Origin of the sequence: Microcoleus vaginatus HSN003 (genome assembly GCF_022701255.1) — a bacterium.
Lineage (GTDB): Bacteria > Cyanobacteriota > Cyanobacteriia > Cyanobacteriales > Microcoleaceae > Microcoleus > Microcoleus vaginatus_B.
Map to the genome: position 1 here is coordinate 6,193,163 of NZ_CP031705.1, position 13,458 is coordinate 6,206,620.

General features: G+C 41.4%; 17 protein-coding genes. 8 read left to right on the forward strand and 9 right to left on the reverse strand.

Annotation, left to right across the window (positions count from 1 at the left end):
* Positions 1-85 precede the first annotated feature (85 nt).
* Entirely contained in the window at positions 86-1,318 is a 1,233-nt protein-coding gene (locus tag D0A37_RS26490; protein WP_242719017.1) for a GmrSD restriction endonuclease domain-containing protein, read from the forward strand.
* 22 nt (positions 1,319-1,340) lie between these two features.
* Here D0A37_RS26490 and D0A37_RS26495 read toward each other — a convergent pair whose 3' ends face one another.
* Positions 1,341-1,904, reverse strand: coding sequence for an IS630 family transposase (locus D0A37_RS26495; RefSeq protein ID WP_242715923.1), 564 nt, complete (start codon positions 1,902-1,904; stop codon positions 1,341-1,343).
* A complete protein-coding gene (locus D0A37_RS26500; RefSeq protein WP_242715925.1) occupies positions 1,904-2,287 on the reverse strand; it encodes a helix-turn-helix domain-containing protein in 384 nt (127 codons plus the stop codon). The genes D0A37_RS26495 and D0A37_RS26500 overlap by 1 nt, the downstream gene beginning before the upstream one ends.
* A 55-nt stretch (positions 2,288-2,342) precedes the next feature.
* Between D0A37_RS26500 and D0A37_RS26505 the strand changes: the two genes are divergently transcribed.
* Positions 2,343-2,975, forward strand: a complete 633-nt coding sequence (locus D0A37_RS26505; protein WP_242719019.1) for an MAE_28990/MAE_18760 family HEPN-like nuclease — start codon at positions 2,343-2,345, stop codon at positions 2,973-2,975.
* Here the strand turns inward: D0A37_RS26505 and D0A37_RS26510 are convergent.
* Positions 2,930-4,072: an IS4 family transposase gene (locus D0A37_RS26510; RefSeq protein ID WP_242719021.1), complete on the reverse strand. Its 1,143-nt coding sequence runs from the start codon at positions 4,070-4,072 to the stop codon at positions 2,930-2,932. The genes D0A37_RS26505 and D0A37_RS26510 overlap by 46 nt on opposite strands.
* Before the next feature lie 58 nt (positions 4,073-4,130).
* Between D0A37_RS26510 and D0A37_RS26515 the strand changes: the two genes are divergently transcribed.
* From D0A37_RS26515 to D0A37_RS26525, 3 genes are all read left to right on the forward strand, one after another.
* Positions 4,131-4,748 (forward strand): MAE_28990/MAE_18760 family HEPN-like nuclease, encoded by a 618-nt coding sequence (locus D0A37_RS26515; RefSeq protein ID WP_242719023.1) that lies wholly within the window; start codon positions 4,131-4,133, stop codon positions 4,746-4,748.
* Between the two features lie 143 nt (positions 4,749-4,891).
* Positions 4,892-5,230 carry a type II toxin-antitoxin system HicB family antitoxin gene (locus tag D0A37_RS26520; RefSeq protein ID WP_242719025.1) on the forward strand — a complete coding sequence of 113 codons (339 nt, stop codon included), beginning with the start codon at positions 4,892-4,894 and terminating at the stop codon, positions 5,228-5,230.
* 13 nt (positions 5,231-5,243) lie between these two features.
* Positions 5,244-5,450, forward strand: coding sequence for a type II toxin-antitoxin system HicB family antitoxin (locus D0A37_RS26525; RefSeq protein WP_242719027.1), 207 nt, complete (start codon positions 5,244-5,246; stop codon positions 5,448-5,450).
* 72 nt (positions 5,451-5,522) lie between these two features.
* Here D0A37_RS26525 and D0A37_RS26530 read toward each other — a convergent pair whose 3' ends face one another.
* The 5 genes from D0A37_RS26530 to D0A37_RS26550 all read right to left on the reverse strand — a co-directional run bounded on the left by D0A37_RS26530 (position 5,523) and on the right by D0A37_RS26550 (position 8,223).
* Positions 5,523-5,873, reverse strand: coding sequence for a type II toxin-antitoxin system PemK/MazF family toxin (locus D0A37_RS26530; protein ID WP_242719029.1), 351 nt, complete (start codon positions 5,871-5,873; stop codon positions 5,523-5,525).
* Positions 5,870-6,124, reverse strand: coding sequence for a hypothetical protein (locus D0A37_RS26535; protein WP_242719031.1), 255 nt, complete (start codon positions 6,122-6,124; stop codon positions 5,870-5,872). Before D0A37_RS26535 ends, D0A37_RS26530 begins: the two co-directional genes overlap by 4 nt.
* A 90-nt stretch (positions 6,125-6,214) precedes the next feature.
* Positions 6,215-6,511, reverse strand: a complete 297-nt coding sequence (locus D0A37_RS26540) for a type II toxin-antitoxin system RelE family toxin (RefSeq protein WP_242719033.1) — start codon at positions 6,509-6,511, stop codon at positions 6,215-6,217.
* A complete protein-coding gene (locus D0A37_RS26545) occupies positions 6,486-6,716 on the reverse strand; it encodes a hypothetical protein (protein ID WP_242719036.1) in 231 nt (76 codons plus the stop codon). The genes D0A37_RS26540 and D0A37_RS26545 overlap by 26 nt, the downstream gene beginning before the upstream one ends.
* Positions 6,717-7,011: 295 nt before the next feature.
* Entirely contained in the window at positions 7,012-8,223 is a 1,212-nt protein-coding gene (locus D0A37_RS26550) for a glycosyltransferase family 2 protein (RefSeq protein WP_242719038.1), read from the reverse strand.
* A gap of 123 nt (positions 8,224-8,346) precedes the next feature.
* Between D0A37_RS26550 and D0A37_RS26555 the strand changes: the two genes are divergently transcribed.
* From D0A37_RS26555 to glcD, 3 genes are all read left to right on the forward strand, one after another.
* Positions 8,347-8,739: a DMT family transporter gene (locus D0A37_RS26555; protein ID WP_242719040.1), complete on the forward strand. Its 393-nt coding sequence runs from the start codon at positions 8,347-8,349 to the stop codon at positions 8,737-8,739.
* A gap of 92 nt (positions 8,740-8,831) precedes the next feature.
* Positions 8,832-9,716 carry a DUF6671 family protein gene (locus D0A37_RS26560; RefSeq protein ID WP_242719043.1) on the forward strand — a complete coding sequence of 295 codons (885 nt, stop codon included), beginning with the start codon at positions 8,832-8,834 and terminating at the stop codon, positions 9,714-9,716.
* A gap of 69 nt (positions 9,717-9,785) precedes the next feature.
* Entirely contained in the window at positions 9,786-11,261 is a 1,476-nt protein-coding gene (glcD, locus tag D0A37_RS26565) for a glycolate oxidase subunit GlcD (RefSeq protein ID WP_242719045.1), read from the forward strand.
* A 204-nt stretch (positions 11,262-11,465) separates the two neighbouring features.
* Here the strand turns inward: glcD and D0A37_RS26570 are convergent, their stop codons facing one another.
* Complete coding sequence (locus tag D0A37_RS26570) at positions 11,466-13,283, reverse strand: PAS domain S-box protein (protein WP_242719047.1); 1,818 nt, start codon at positions 13,281-13,283, stop codon at positions 11,466-11,468.
* Positions 13,284-13,458: the final 175 nt, after the last annotated feature.

A 13,458-nucleotide genomic window follows, 5' to 3' on the forward strand; every position in this document is an offset into this window, starting at 1 on the left:
AAACAGCCCAAAGTGTTGTTATAATGAGTTACTACCTACCTCTACCTTTACCATATTTATTTACATTTTTTAGGAAGTTAAAAATATGACCAGGACTTACCAACACAATCAAGAAAAAGAAATCAATCAATTATTCTCTCCATCGGAAAAAACTATGTGGAACAAGCAAAAGAAGGATAAATCTAATGACAAGAATATGTCTGATGAGGAAATAAATACTAAATATGAATCAGGGTATAGCAGAATTTTAATGGAGTTTAATCGGGAAAAGCTACCACTTTTTGTGGATGCACTGAAAAAACCCGATTATATGGATTTACGTCCCTTTTTTCAACGCCGTCCTCGATGGAAAGCTGAACAACAATCTCTTTTAATTGAATCATTCATTATTAATTTGCCAGTTCCGCCAGTGATTTTGTATGAAAAAAAATATAACTCCTATGAAGTCATAGACGGTCAACAAAGAATTAGCGCTCTTAGGGATTTTTATGAGGATCGGCTTATTTTAACGGGATTACAACTTTGGCCAGAATTAAATGGTCGCAAATATAGTAATTTACCAACAGAAATTCAAGCAGGAATAGATCGTCGTACTTTATCCTCGATCGTGGTTATTACAGAATCAGCTAAAACACTTGAAGACGCAATGTATTTAAAGAGACTTACCTTTGAGCGTCTGAATACAGGTGGAGTTGAATTGAGTAATCAAGAGATTCGCAACTGTTTATATCACGGTCAATTTAATGATAGTCTGATTGAATTAGCCGATCATCCCATTTTTAAAAGTGCTTGGGGTATTCCTGACTCCGATCGGAATGAGCGTGAAAAAAATAATCTTTATAAGAAAATGGAAGATGTGGAGTTAATATTACGTTTTTTTGCCCTGCGCCATTACGAAAACTTTAAAGGTAACTTAGAAAATTTTTTGGATTTATATATGATTAAAAGTTTAGATTTTTCTCAAGAAGATACTGCGTTTTTAAAGAGTATTTTTCAGGATACTATAAACCTCGCTTATGATATTTATGGAGAAAATTTATTTAGACCTTATATACTTGACAAATCTAAAAATTGGAAGTGGGCTGATGAACCATATAAAGCATATTATGATGCTGTGATGGTTGCTTTCAGTAAAAATTTACCTAATGCTCAAATTTTGAAGCAGAATAAAAATCAGGTGATTGATGCTACTAAACAATTACTGAAAGCAGATAAATCTGAGTTATTTAGAGGGAAAGGTAAAAACACAAAAAATGATATACAAAGGCGATTAAATTCATTTGAGCAAATGTTGTCTCAGGTAATTATGTCCGAGTAAGTATCTACAGCACTTCCGGATGTTATGAGGTACAGTAGCAGCAATTAGTAAACCAGTTTTTGAGATGTTTCGGATTAATTAAGTCAAGAGCCACAGCAATTATCGTGTCAACCATTTTAGTGCTGGTTGGTGAAAACTGTCGCAATAAAGATTTAAGTTGCGACCACCATAATTCAATCGGATTAAAATCAGGAGAGTATGGGGATAAACATAAAATAGAAGCACCCACCACGGCAATCATCGATGTAATTGAATCTACTTTATGCGCTGGTAAGTTATCCATCACTACTACGGCTCCGGGCCACAATTGTGGCACTAAACATTTCTCGATAAACACCTCAAATGCTTTGCTATCCATCGAGTTGTCCAGGGTCATTAATGCCACTACTTTCGTGAGGCTAATTGCACCAATTACTGTGACTTTCTTGCCTCGATAAAAAGGTTTGACCGCATAGGCTCTAGTTCCTCGTTGCGAACGTGCATGAGTTCTGGTTAAACCTAGCAATACTCCAGTCTCATCTAAAAATACTAGATTTTTTGGCTCGATATCCTTGACTTTTTCCCAATAGTCTAACCTTAACTTCATCACTCTTTCTGTGCCTGCTTGGCTACTCCTGACTGTTTTTTTTTACGATTTAATCCCAACTTCTGTAAGGCGCTACACATGGCTGTTCTGCCTACCCAATTTCCTGTCTTTTGGGCGAACAACTCACACAATTCTACCAAAGTTGCATCGGGATGTGTGACCACTATTTCTCTTAACTCTTGTGACGCATTATTCAAATGACTGAATCTGGGTTTACCCCTCGGTTTAGGCTGTAAATTCCCCTCTATTTTTTGTTGCTTGACAAGTTTTTGAACTAAGCTTTTACTGCAGGCAAATATTTCTGCTGTTTTTCTGATCGACAGCTTCTGCTCGACATGGGCTGCTACTATTTTGGATCGCAAATCTACTGAGTATGCTTTCATTGGTATATTATTTTTAGTCGATTCTATTGTACCTCATAACATCCGGAAGTGCTGTATGTTGATTGAAACAATTGAAATCTCACTAGAACAATTAAGACAAAAAACAGAAACTATTCGTTTTATATTGAAGCAAAACCAGTCGCTAAGGGATATTTTATTTACAAATGATGAAGAGGTTAGAAAAAAAGCTGCCGAATTAAAACTAAATTTATCAAAAAATTCAATTTCTCTAACAGAATGGGAGATTGATGAACATTGTGCAGTTGTTAGTCAACTTTATGCAATTTATGAAAATTTTGTTAAAAAAATAATTAGTAAGTGGCTAGAGGCTTTACCACAATTAGTTACTAAATACGAGCGGCTAGACGAAGTAATCCGCAATAATCATAGGAGTGGTGTAGGTAAGTTAATTTCAAATTTTGGAAATAATAGATACGAAGATTTGAGCTTGGAGCAAATTATTCAAGGCTTATTTTATGGAGTTAAGAAGAACAGTAAAAGTAAATATGAATTAATACCAGAGTCTTTTTTAATAAATTTTCAAAATAATTTACGACAGAAAGAATTGCAAAATTTATTGACTGCTATTGGTCTTAATGATTTTAAGTCTTGTGTTGGTATCTGGGGGGGTGATAAAGAGGTCTACGAGATAGACTGTATAAGGGTTGCAGCCCGCATACCTTGTTGATAAAAGCGGCGTTTAGAAGGAGTTAACTTCATTAACTGTTCCACCTCCAAAGAATATTGTTCTAGATAATTAACCCACTTTTTTCCATCTAATCCAACACCAAATGTACTCCGTCTGCGATATTTTTTCTTTGGTTCTGTGCGACGAGATACATATTCTTGTACCTGCTTTTTCTTCAGTTCATTACCTTGAAATATTGCTGAACTGTACGCAAGTGTCATGAGCAGAATCATGTTAATAAGTCGGTTCCCTTTGAGGCTTGTTCCTTCAAGATCGTAGCCTCCTGTTTTACAGTCTCGGAACATTTCTTCAATGCCCATCCGCTGCTTATAAGCATTGAGCGCTGCTCGCAATGAGCCTAAGTCCGTGAGAATAAACCAGGCTTCTTTAACTTGATATTTCCCATAGTTCCTTTTCCACTTACAAGCAAGCTCAAATCCGGTAGTAGGTAGAGTTTTCCTCACTTTTTTCCCTTGAACATACAAAGAAGTTCCGGGTACTATTCCTAATTCATCCAACCGTTGCCAAACTAAATGTTCTGTTTCGATACAAAGATTCTTTTTCAGTCTTAAGCAAAAAGACACACCCTTTTCCTTAAGCCAGTTTCCCAAATCAACAGAACAAAATTCACGGTCTCCTAAAACGATGACTTTATATTCTGAAAATAATGGTAAAACTTGCTCTAAATTGGTAGTTTGTGACTCGAAGTTACTATTTCCTAATTTGGGCAACAACGACCAGTATAATGGAATTGCTCTTCGCTCCCAGATCAGGCTAACCATAAAGAGATTAATGCACCCCCATTGACTGCGGTCGATTGCAATTGATAAACGAGTACCAATGCGGCAATAAGTGGTCAACCAATAAGTAATTAAGGGGAACCAAATTAATGAGATAGTTAAGTTTGGTAAATCCAGAAATCTTTGTAGTTTTCTACGCCGACTTTCCGTTGTAATTGGGTAAGGAAATACCCGTGCCAGTCGTTCTAATCTCACTTGTTTTTCTGATTGCATCACAGATAGCAAAGTTGTCATTACAAGAAACTGAGCTTTGGTCAGTTGTTTTTTTAAATGAGTCTGGTAAAATGTTGGTATCATTATTTTTTGGATAGGCAAGCGTGTAACAATTATGCTGCCTATCTTTTTTTAGCACACATTGGCTCAATCCTCACCACCTCTGGGTTTCAGGCTGGTTGTCACCCCCCCAGGTGTTGGTATAAATGATTCTCAGTCTAGCTGGATGTGGCTTGAAGAGCACCAAAATATTAAAGAATATATTGATAATATACTGGGCGGCTCAAATACACTTAAAAAAGAACTAGACCAATTTATCGAATATCGCAATGCAAGTGCTCATAATTTAGTTCGAGAGAGTGAATTTTTAGGTTATGATTCCCTATTAAACTTATGTTATTTTGTCGATGCTATATGTCAGGCCTTAGCGGACTTATTAATTTATCATTTTTTGAGGAAAAAAACTCATATAAATCAAGCCAAAAAAATTGGTGAAATTAAAAATTATCTTCCAAACAAAAAAGTTATAATGGCATCCGTTAACAGGGTTACTTTATCCAGCGAAGATAAAATTTTTATTGTCAACCAAAAGTCATCTTATTGCAAAGCAGCTATAATTCGAGAATTAAGAAATGAAAAGGGAGAGTCAAAACAAACTCTTAGAATAAGGAATCAGCAAGAGATAACTTTAGAGGTTGACATGATAAATGCCATAAAACCTCCTAAAAAAAATCAATCACTTTATATAATTGCCAAGTAATTAATTCAAAAAGCTGCGGTTGAACTATGATTGCTTAACTGTTAACATAAACATGATTGGCGAGCACCAAAATTAACAATGGTATTAACATAAAATCGAAGAGCTACAATTTTTACTTATTGAAATAGGAAAAGTTAACAGCCATGATGACTTACAAAGGTTACAGTGCTAGCATTGAAGTAGATTTAGAAGCGGAAATTCTTTTCGGGCGAGTTCTCGATATTAATGACGTAGTGACTTTTAAAGCACAAACTATTGAAGAAGCTCGCCAAGAATTCCAAAATTCCATAGATGATTATCTAGAGTTTTGCAAAGAATTGGGACAGGAACCTGATAAATCATTTTCAGGTAAACTTCCCTTCCGCACTACTCCCGAACATCACCGCAAAATATTTATTGCTGCTAAAAAAACGGGCAAAAGTATTAACAATTGGATGGAGGAGGTTTTAATTAAAGCAGCAGATCAAGCAATTAACACTTAATTAACCTAGGATAATGAAGTACGAAGTAATCATTTACTGGAGTGAGGAAGACCGGGTATTTATTGCAGAAGTACCTGAATTGCCGGGATGTGCGGCGGATGGCGAAACTTATCAAGAAGCATTGCAAAATCTAGAGATTATTATGCAGGAGTGGATAGAAACGGCTAACGCACTGGGTCGTCCTATTCCTCAACCGAAAGGTCGCTTGATGTTTGCGTAGTTGAAATAGAATCACAGCCCATCGCCCTGATCTTCCCAAAGTGCGATCGCCCTTATCTTCCCCAAAGTGCAATTAAACTTGACCAGGCAAATCCAACGCAATTAATAAAGCTTGATTCAGCAGAAGTATTGCTTCATTACTAAGCATTCCTCGTAAACTCAATAAACGAGATTTAGATAATACCCGTACTTGATCTGCCATAGCGATAGAATCGTTGGTTAATCCACCGTCGGGAGCTTTAATTAATACCTGAGTGGGATAAACTCGTTTACCAGTTTGATAAGTAGTGCAGGGAATAGCCAAAACTACAGGGCTATATGTATTGATTGTAGCTCGACTAACGATGATAACAGGACGGGTTCCTCCTTGTTCAGAACCCTCAACAGGTTCAAGTCTAGCATCATAGACTTCTCCCCGGTTCATACAGGAGATTCTCCCAATTGCAACGCTTCCCAACTCGCTACCGCAAACTCAGCCTCCATCTGTAGCACTTGAGCTTGATACTCTGGATCTTGTACCATTTCAATCAGTGCTGCATCAATTTCTGATCGTTTACCCTGAGTTTGGGTTGTTACCCGATCGCGAACCAATGCTGACAATACTTCTAAAAGCTGCTGTTGCTCGTCAGGAGTGAGATTTTGAGCCTGACTCAATACCTCGCTATAAGTAGACATAGGCTTTATGTTGAGATTTTGGGGCTGATTGTCATTATAGCAATTTAGGATCGAAGGAAGTGCGATCGCCCTTATTTTCCCAAAGTGCCCCTAATACACTTCACGACGATGAGCAATAACAGTCACAACCACACGCTTTTGCTCATCATCAATGTCATAAACAACCCGATAATCTCCAACGCGATAGCGATAGTATCCAGCTAATTCGCCTTTTAGTTGCTTAATATTTGGATGACTGCGAGGGTCAGTTTTCAACATCTCAAAACATCTATCTAGCTTGCGTTGTAAAGAAGCTGATGCTTCTTCAAAAAACTCCTGAGCATCAAAGCTAAGAACGACTGAATAAAACTTTAGACTTTCATCAGTATTTTCGTTTGAGTTGCTCAACTGAAGTCACCTTACCTGCTGCTACATCTTTTTGGGCTTTATTAAATACTTCAATAAAACCGGGAATTTTTAATAATTCCACCGTAGCTTCATTGCTTTCACGTTCTGATAAATAAGCTAAGAAATCAGCCACAACGATCAGCCGTTCAGGAGATAAGCGATCTATGGATTGCTTAAGATTCTGGCGAAGTTCTTGAGTTTTCATAGTTCATAGCTATTGAAAATTATTAGAGCTGGCTGTTTGATTATACCAGATAGTCTGAAATTTGGCTCCTGCGGCCCTGATTTTCCCTGCATTGCGATCGCCCCGATATTGCCTGCATTGCGATCGCCCTGAACTTACCCTGCATGGAAATTTAGTTTTGAGCAAGGTTGGCAGTAACTTTGATCTTAAGCCCAGGCGCATCTAAATCTTACAGTCAAGTTTGATGAAATTCTTGTGGGGAGTAGGGGTTGGGCGTCCCGCCCGAAAAATACAACGCAAGATGCCCGACAGCTTATCACCTACGCTTCAAGCTCAGCACGCTGAGAAAAAAGCTCGACAAAACCATCTGCAAACCAACAGTCAGGCAAGTGAGCGAGGGAATAACCAAACGCAGAGTTTTAGAAGGATCAAGAGAACCGAAAGCAGTTTGCTTCCAGATAGTTAATGACAAGAACGAGCCAACTATTCCGATTAAAATCAGCGTGACTCCGACAATCAATCCTGTCTCTAGGGTGACATAGCGAAATATTTTGTTTAGTTTGGGGTCTTCGGGCAGCAGTTTTTCACTGATGGCAAAAACTTTGGTGAAAAAAGCGAAAGTTACTGCTTGAAAACCGATGATAATTGCGATCGCACCATAAAGCAGCGTGTGTACATCAAAGCTGATACTCCCAATCTTTTGAGTACCGGGTAACAGCCAAACTACGATAATTAGACCCCAAATCATCAGCGCAGTACCCGGATACAAAAACAGCCACCGAGGACTGTAAAGCAGCAAAAAGCGGAGATGCCGCCAGCCATCTCGCCAAGTTCGCAAGTGCGGCGGGCGCGAGCGTCCATCGGGAGAAAGTACGGTTGGGACTTCAGCTATCCGCAATGTGTACAGAGATGCTTTGACGACCATTTCGCTAGCAAATTCCATCCCCGTTGTTTGCAAGTCGAGTTTCAAAATTGAGTCTCTCCTAAAACCCCGTAATCCGCAGTGAAAGTCGCCGACTGGACTCGCGAAAAATAACTGCCCAACCCATGTCAGCACCGGATTTCCTAAATATTTGTGCAGCGGCGGCATGGCCCCAGGTTTAATGCCCCCTTGAAACCGGTTTCCCATTACTAAGTCGAAACCTTCTCGCAATTTGTTGACAAAAGCACCGAGGTTAGAAAAATTGTAGCTGTCGTCAGCATCGCCCATGATAATATAAACTCCGCGCGCTGCGATGATGCCTCCCATGAGGGCGCTGCCGTAGCCTTTGGTTGCTACGGGCACGACTCTCGCTCCCATTCTGGTAGCGATAGCTTGAGAACCGTCAGTGCTGCCGTTGTCTGCTATGATGACCTCGCCGGCAATATCAAGTTCGCGCAGGAACTTCTGCGCCTTCTCGATGCAGATTTCTAAAGTTTCTGCTTCGTTCAGGCAAGGCATGAGTATCGATAGTTCTAGAGTGTATTCTCCGCTTGGATTGGTCTGCTCTGCCATATATTTGTTCGACTCTCGATCGCGATCGACCATACTTGATTTTCCCGTATCTCTGCTTAAAATATTAGTGGTGACTAAAACCTCACAAAACTTAATTAAAGGTTTTTAGGTTTTTGGAAACGGCAATTTTTGATTGTACTATAGGTTACTAAACTTATGAATAGAAGCGTTTTTATGTTATTGCTTGCTGCAATCTTGTGCGGCGTCGCAGGTCAATTCAGTCTGAAGGCAGGAGCTAAAATCTTAGGACCCATTGGCGCTGCTAATTTAATGGAAAAAATTCTAGCAATGGCTACCCAGCCGTTAATTGTAGGTGGTCTTTCTTTGTATGCAATTTCTTCCATCGGCTTTATTATAGTGTTGTCGCGGGCAAACCTTAGCATAGTCTCACCTTTATTGTCAATTAGTTACCTGTTTACTGTTTTAGGTGGCAAACTTATATTTCACGAGCCTTTGCCACCGCTGCGGTTGGTAGGCGTGGCGCTAATTATGACAGGAGTAATTTTTGTACTCAGAGGTCAAGTTGGGGGAGTGACTGGGGGCAACTAGCGATCGCTTTTAAGATTGACGCTTGAGTGCTTAATTGATAACTTAGGTCAAAGGGTGTATTTGAGCCTTGTGTTAGGAAATAATGTTGCTGTATGTCTAATATTCCTGAGCCTGTGAATCCCAATCAATTATTGAGCGATCGCACCGCAGTTCTTGCTACCATGCACGAAAAAGAACGGGTGATGGCTCCGGTTTTGGAACGAGAATTGGGCGTAAATATCCTAGTACCTGCGGCGCTTGACACGGACTGTCTCGGCACGTTCACCAGAGAAGTTAAACGCTTAGGAACACAAATAGAAGCGGCTCGCCAGAAAGCACAAAAAGCTCTAGAAATTGCGGGCGAAACTCTTGCCTTTGCCAGCGAAGGTACTTTCGGCCCTCACCCCATGATGCCGTATCTGCCAGCTAACAGAGAAATAGTAATTTTATTAGATCGAGCCAACAATCTAGAACTCATCGGCGACTCTTTCTCGGTTGAAACTAACTACAGTCACGAGTTAGTTTCCAGTATAGAAGAAGCAGATGATTTTGCTAAAAAAGCTGGATTTCCCGAACACGCACTGGTGGTTATAGTTGGCGACGCTGCACTTGGTAACGGCGAAATTGTCAAGGGCATTAGGACAGAAAAACAACTTTTTGACGCTGTGACAGCAGGCTTTAAAAAATCGTCAACCGGCCGAGTTCACATTGAAACAGATATGCGGGCGATGTACAATCCAACTCGGATGAAAAACATCGAAAATGCAACTCTGGATTTAGTTAAAAAATTTAAGCAATTCTGCCCGGAGTGCGGTTGGCCGGGATTCGATATTGCTGAGACGAAAATCGGATTGCCCTGCGGACTTTGCTATTTTCCGACTCAGCTAGTGCGATCGGCAATCTATAAATGCAAAAAGTGCGGTTATACTAAAGAAAAACTATTTCCAGACGGTCGAGAGACTGCCGATCCTTCCCTGTGTCAATATTGCAACCCTTAAAAAAATAATTGCACAAAAATAGTAAAACTTGCCACAATATTATTGATAGTTCCCTAATTAAATTCACTAATGATAGCCATAGAAACAGAACGCAACTGGAAACCCGTTATTACAGAATTCGAGGCTGTAGTAGGCAAAAATGGGGTGGTACAGCGCCGCGAAGAATTGATTGTCTATGAGTGCGACGGACTCGCCAGCTACCGCCAGCGCCCCGCCGTGGTGGTATTGCCTCGAACTACCGAGGAAGTGGCGCAATTGGTCAAAATATGCGATCGCAACTCAATTCCCTGGGTTGCTAGAGGCGCAGGAACCGGCCTTTCCGGCGGCGCTTTGCCTGTAGAAAACTGCGTCCTGATTGTCACGGCGCTGATGCGAAAAATCCTGAAAGTAGACTTAGAAAATCAGCAAGTAGTCGTGCAACCGGGAGTAATTAATAACTGGGTAACGCAAGCAGTTAGCGGTGCCGGTTTCTACTACGCGCCCGATCCTTCTAGTCAAATTGTTTGTTCGATTGGCGGCAACGTTGCGGAAAATTCTGGCGGGGTTCACTGCCTCAAATACGGAGTCACAACGAATCACGTTTTAGGATTAAAATTGGTACTTCCCGACGGTTCTATTGTTGATGTCGGTGGCGAAATTCCCGAAACGCCCGGTTACGATTTAACTGGTGTATTTGTCGGTTCCGAAGGCACTTTAGGAATCGCCACAGAAGTTACTCTGCGAATACTCAAAGCGCCGGAATCGATTTGCGTTCTCCTAGCGGATTTTTCCAGTATAGAAGCAGCGGGCGAATCGGTTTCCGATATTATCAGCGCTGGCATTATTCCCGGCGGCATGGAAATTATGGACAACATCAGCATCAATGCTGTGGAAGATGTGGTGGCAACTGGATGTTATCCCCGCGATGCGGCGGCAATTCTCCTCATAGAAATCGACGGTTTAGAAGTGGAAGTTGCCACAAACAAACAGCGGATAGCTGATATTTGCAAGCATAACGGAGCACGAAATATCACTACCGCAACCGACCCGGAAACCCGCCTAAAAATTTGGAAAGGGCGGAAAGCTGCTTTTGCGGCGGCAGGTCATCTCAGCCCTGATTATTACGTGCAAGACGGGGTAATTCCGCGAACGCAAATGGCTTATGTTTTGAAAGAAATTGAGGGTTTGAGCGAGAAATACGGTTATCGAATTGCCAATGTATTTCACGCGGGAGACGGGAATTTACACCCGCTGATTCTGTACGATAACTCGGTAAAAGGTGCGCTGGAAAAGGTGGAAGAATTGGGCGGAGAAATTCTCAGGCTTTGCGTGAAAGTTGGGGGGAGTCTTTCGGGGGAACACGGCATCGGCGCTGATAAGAAGTGTTTTATGCCGGATATGTTTTCGGAGGTAGATTTGGAGACGATGCAGTGGGTGCGTCAGGTGTTTAATCCGAAAGGTTTGGCGAATCCTGGGAAGATGTTTCCGACGCCGAAGACTTGCGGGGAAGCGGCGAGGGCTAAGGTTGAAACTTTTAAGAAGTTGGATGGTGTGGAGGTTTTTTAATTCGCTATTTATGCGGGTAATGTGAATCGAAAAGCACCCTAAAATTGTTTCTACAATGGGGAGGCAGAGCCTCGAATTATGCGTTACCAGCCAGAGTCGTGGGACGAGAAAAAACGATTTTTCTCGTTTTTTAGGAGTGCGAGCGTCCCGCTCGCTTGTTTGCCTATATCTCAAGTTGGTAAGGTGCAGATTGCACATTCCGCGCTAAGGTGCGATCGGAATTTTGATAGTAAATTCCGTGCCCTTGCCCAATTCCGAAGTACAATAGAGTTCGCCCTTGTGTCTTTCTACAATAATTTGGTAGCTAATTGACAAACCCATTCCCGTGCCTTTACCAATGGGTTTGGTAGTAAAAAATGTATCGAATATCCGCTGCTTGACTTCCTCCGTTATTCCCGGCCCGTTGTCGGCAATTTTAATTTCTACCAAATTGCCCACCACTTCCGTACCAATCCTAATCTGGCTAGGATTTGGTAGCATTTCTTGACAATTTGGCTTATTCTTGGCATCTTCTAAAGCATCGATCGCATTGCTGAGAATATTCATAAAAACTTGATTGATTGGCCCCGCAAAACACTCCACCGGCGGCAATTCTCCGTATTGTTTTACAATTTGAATTGGCGGCTTTTCTCCGTTTCCCTTCAAACGGTGATTGAGAATTAACAGCGTGCTGTCAATACCTTCGTGCAGGTTAACGGCTTTCATCTCTGAATCGTCGTGCCGCGAAAAGTTCCGCAGCGACTGCACAATCTGGCAAATCCGCTCGACACCAACGCTCATTGAAGACAGTATTTTAGGTAAATCTTCAGCTAAAAAATCGAGTTCATTTTCTTCTCTTTCCTGCTGAATTTCCGCGACGGGATCAGGATAATGCTTTTGGTAAAGTTCGAGGTGGTGAAACAAGTCTTGAGTATAATTTGTGAGATGAGTGAGATTGCCGTAAATGAAGCTGACTGGGTTGTTAATTTCGTGAGCGACGCCGGCAAGTAGCAATCCCAAACTAGACATTTTTTCGCTTTGAACTAATTGGGAATTAGTGGCTTTGAGTTGGTTAAGTGTAACTGCTAGTTGAGCGGCTTGTTCTCTGCTTTGTGCTTCGGAATTGTGCAAGGCTTCTTCAGCTTGTTTGCGCTCAGTGATGTCTCTTTGTACGCCAATAAAATGAGTTAATTTGCCTAGTCGATCGCGCACAGGAGATATTGAGAAACAATTCCAGAAAGCGGTTCCGTCTTTGCGGTAATTCTTTAATATTACCTTGCATTCGCTTTCTGTTTGCAAGGCTTGGCGAATTATTTCTACTGCCGCCGGATCGGTATCGCTTCCGTGCAAAAATCGACCGTTTTTCCCGATAATTTCCTGCCGCCGATAACCGGTCATGCTTTCAAATGCGGCATTGCAATAAATAATTGGATGTTCTGGGTCAGTGGCGTCCGAAATCGTAACTCCGGTGCTAGTAGCTGCTATAGCTCGATCGTACAACCAAAGCATTTCTTCTGCGCGCTTGCGATCGGTAATGTCCCGCAGCGTAGCTAAATAAGCCATTTCTCCATCCCATTCCGTTTCCACCACCCGCATTTCTACTACAGCATTTGCTTTTTGCTTGCGAATAGCTTCAACTTCTGTTTGCACGACGCGAGTTCCTGGTGCTTCTGTTTTTCCAACTTGGGGAATAATATCCGTCGCCATCTCCAGGTCGCAAGCTGAAACTTCTACTACTAAATTGCCAAAAAATGCTTGACCTAAAAGTTCCTCTGCCTTGCAGTTAAACAGTGCTTCTGCTGACTGGTTGGCAAAACAGACAAGTCCTCGCTTGTTAACGATTGCGATGCCGTCACCATTTTTTTCGATCACATTCCGAAACCGAGATTCGCTAGCTTTCAAATCCTGCTTTAGCTGTTCCATTGCTCGCTCCATCTGGTGCAGTTCGCACAGACTAAGACTATAAGCTTCTGAAATGCTGGCATCTGTCAAATTCTCGGCTCTTGTTTTTGGAATCTCTTGGTAGTCTGTTCTCTTGAACATACTTTGAGGACTTGCTTTATGATTCCTGCTAATATTACTGAGCTTATTTTCTGGATCGGCTTCTTGGAAAAACATATTACTACCCTACCAAATTATTTTTTAGATGAATGTGTTGCATCGCCCAATGTTCCCGTAAATTTACGGGGATAGCAATTTACACCAGATGCTAGCACAT

What these genes read in the sequence shown, in the direction of transcription:
- D0A37_RS26490 (WP_242719017.1), top strand. Translation starts at nt 86, where the DNA reads ATGACCAGGACTTACCAACACAATCAAGAAAAAGAAATCAATCAATTA.
- D0A37_RS26495 (WP_242715923.1), bottom strand. Translation starts at nt 1,904, where the DNA reads ATGAAGTTAAGGTTAGACTATTGGGAAAAAGTCAAGGATATCGAGCCA.
- D0A37_RS26500 (WP_242715925.1), bottom strand. Translation starts at nt 2,287, where the DNA reads ATGAAAGCATACTCAGTAGATTTGCGATCCAAAATAGTAGCAGCCCAT.
- D0A37_RS26505 (WP_242719019.1), top strand. Translation starts at nt 2,343, where the DNA reads ATGTTGATTGAAACAATTGAAATCTCACTAGAACAATTAAGACAAAAA.
- D0A37_RS26510 (WP_242719021.1), bottom strand. Translation starts at nt 4,072, where the DNA reads ATGATACCAACATTTTACCAGACTCATTTAAAAAAACAACTGACCAAA.
- D0A37_RS26520 (WP_242719025.1), top strand. Translation starts at nt 4,892, where the DNA reads ATGATGACTTACAAAGGTTACAGTGCTAGCATTGAAGTAGATTTAGAA.
- D0A37_RS26525 (WP_242719027.1), top strand. Translation starts at nt 5,244, where the DNA reads ATGAAGTACGAAGTAATCATTTACTGGAGTGAGGAAGACCGGGTATTT.
- D0A37_RS26530 (WP_242719029.1), bottom strand. Translation starts at nt 5,873, where the DNA reads ATGAACCGGGGAGAAGTCTATGATGCTAGACTTGAACCTGTTGAGGGT.
- D0A37_RS26535 (WP_242719031.1), bottom strand. Translation starts at nt 6,124, where the DNA reads ATGTCTACTTATAGCGAGGTATTGAGTCAGGCTCAAAATCTCACTCCT.
- D0A37_RS26545 (WP_242719036.1), bottom strand. Translation starts at nt 6,716, where the DNA reads ATGAAAACTCAAGAACTTCGCCAGAATCTTAAGCAATCCATAGATCGC.
- D0A37_RS26550 (WP_242719038.1), bottom strand. Translation starts at nt 8,223, where the DNA reads ATGGTCGATCGCGATCGAGAGTCGAACAAATATATGGCAGAGCAGACC.
- D0A37_RS26555 (WP_242719040.1), top strand. Translation starts at nt 8,347, where the DNA reads ATGAATAGAAGCGTTTTTATGTTATTGCTTGCTGCAATCTTGTGCGGC.
- D0A37_RS26560 (WP_242719043.1), top strand. Translation starts at nt 8,832, where the DNA reads ATGTCTAATATTCCTGAGCCTGTGAATCCCAATCAATTATTGAGCGAT.
- glcD (WP_242719045.1), top strand. Translation starts at nt 9,786, where the DNA reads ATGATAGCCATAGAAACAGAACGCAACTGGAAACCCGTTATTACAGAA.
- D0A37_RS26570 (WP_242719047.1), bottom strand. Translation starts at nt 13,283, where the DNA reads ATGTTCAAGAGAACAGACTACCAAGAGATTCCAAAAACAAGAGCCGAG.